Raw genomic sequence first — 2,083 nt, 5'->3', positions numbered from 1 at the left:
GTTCATCGAAGCCCAGCGCGCCGACGATCCCGTCGCCGCGGTCATGCTGGCGGAGGAAGCGCTGAAACTTTCGCCATCGTCGTCCTGGGCCTCGCATGCCGTGCTCGGCTTCTGCTGCGCCAGGGGCGACTGGAACGGCGCGCTGACGATCCTCGACAACAATCTCGCCTCCGGGCTGATCGACAAGCCAGCCTATCGGCGGCAGCGCGGCGTGCTGCTGACGGCGCGTGCGCTGGAATTGCAAAATGTCGATCGCGATCTTTCCCGCGAGAGCGCGATGGAAGCGGTCGGGCTGGCGCCGACCCTGGTGCCGGCCGCGGTGCTCGCCGGCAAATTCGAGAGCGAGGCGCATCAGGTGCGGCGATCGATGCGCATCATCGAAGCGGCGTGGCTGGCGCAGCCGCATCCCGATCTCGCCGACGCCTATGCGCATGTCAAACTCGGCGATTCCGCGCGGCAGCGGCTGGTGCGGGTCGAGACGCTGGCCTCGAAGGCGCCTGGTCATATCGAGGGCGCGCTGGCGATCGCGCGCGCGGCGATCGACGCCGCCGAATTCGCCAAGGCGCGCGAGGCGCTGGCGCCGTTCATCGCCGCGCCGACGCAGCGGGTGGCGCTGCTGATGGCGGAGATCGAGCGCACCGAGCATGGCGACAGCGGCCGGGCCCGGGCATGGACCTTGCGCGCGGTGCGTGCGCGGCACGATCCGGCCTGGACGGCGGACGGCTATGTCAGCGATCGCTGGCGCCCGGTGTCGCCGGTCACTGGCCGGATTGATGCCTTTCAGTGGCGGACGCCGGTCGCGAGCCTGCCGTCCGACAAGCAAGCGCCGATCGAATCCCCGGCGTTCGAGGAGGCCATGCTGGCGCCGCCAGCGCCGCGGGAGGGCGAAACCGCGGGAAAGAAGCTGGTCGAATCGCCGCGCGAGACTGTGGTGGAGGCGGCTGCGCCCCCGATCGAGCCGGCGCCGCCGGCCGCGCAGGACAATGCCCCGCTGGCCACGGCCGTCATCGAGCCGGCCCCCGCCGCGCCGCCTGCGCCCTCACCCCCGCTGCCCGCGGAATCGGCGCCGGCCGTGGCGACGCCCGTGTTCCGCGCCCGCCAGGATATCGCGAAACGGGTTCCTGCCAGCATTCCGGCGGTAATCCCGCTGCTCCGCGCGCCCGACGATCCCGGCACCGACGACGACGGCCCGCGCGACGAATTTTCCGAACAAGTCGGTCCGCCCAAAACCCAGGCCGGCGGCTGGCGCGGGTTTTTGTCCCGCTTGGGGAACTGAGCGGCCCCCTGCGGGAGTTGCTTTTCCTTGCCAATCCGGCCGGTGCCCGATATCAGGTGCGCACGCGTTTTCAGGCAATTGCCGGACGCGGCCCGCTTGGTCCGCCGCAATAGCTCAGTTGGTAGAGCACGTCATTCGTAATGACGGGGTCACAGGTTCGAGTCCTGTTTGCGGCACCAGTGTTGGCGGATTCCCTTCGTCCGCAGTTGAGGACGTTAGCGCAATACTTCCGTGAAACCTGCCCAAAGCGCTCACACTGCTCTTAGGAGTTCTTTGGTCTTTTCGAAGGCCGTCCGTGCAACTGCGCTGTATGCGTCTTTGATCGACAGTTGAGCAATCGCTGCGCTCACGAAGTCGGGATTCTGCCTATCCATCGCAGTTAACGTTTTTGCAACGGCGTCGCGATAGGCGCGCAATTCTCGTATAATTGCTTCCGCGTACTCTCCGCTTCCCGCCGCGATGTCGAAAATGTCCCGTGGCATAATGTTCGAGCCTCGGTGATAAATTTTCTTCGCGATAATCTCCGGAATCTTTTCCAATAAAACCGTTTCGCCTTCAACAGTCATTTGTGTCGTTGGCGACGATGTCAGCGCGTTCCCGACGATGAAATCGATCTCGCCAATCTCAAATGCCAGCTTTAGGAATTTCGTTCCGTCGCCTTTGTCTTCGCTTGCCAAAACTCCGAAATCGAAGTCGCGTTTCTGCGGATCGAGAAAAGGAAGTAGCTGCGCGTCCGGAAGAAAAATATCGAGGTCGTGGCTTTCTCGGTGGTCGATCTGCAGCATCATGGCTGTGCCGCCGCCCAAC

At 64.8% G+C, this 2,083-nt stretch carries 2 protein-coding genes and 1 tRNA gene; 2 read left to right on the top strand and 1 reads right to left on the bottom strand.

Annotation, left to right across the window (positions count from 1 at the left end):
- Positions 1-1,276, top strand: a 1,276-nt coding sequence (locus tag WCE35_RS24610; protein ID WP_424595910.1) for a heme biosynthesis protein HemY, incomplete at its 5' end; no start/stop codon positions are given.
- Between the two features lie 103 nt (positions 1,277-1,379).
- Positions 1,380-1,455: transfer RNA gene (locus WCE35_RS24605), tRNA-Thr, on the top strand.
- 72 nt (positions 1,456-1,527) lie between these two features.
- On the opposite strand, the gene WCE35_RS24600 is transcribed toward WCE35_RS24605, so the two are convergent.
- Positions 1,528-2,083 (bottom strand): nucleotidyl transferase AbiEii/AbiGii toxin family protein (locus WCE35_RS24600; protein ID WP_424595909.1); only part of this gene is annotated, 556 nt, incomplete at its 5' end.

It is taken from the genome of Bradyrhizobium sp. (genome assembly GCF_049691595.1).
In the GTDB taxonomy this organism is placed as follows: domain Bacteria; phylum Pseudomonadota; class Alphaproteobacteria; order Rhizobiales; family Xanthobacteraceae; genus Bradyrhizobium.
The sequence above is the reverse complement of the archived record's forward strand: the minus strand, read 5'-3'. Positions and strand labels throughout refer to the sequence as shown.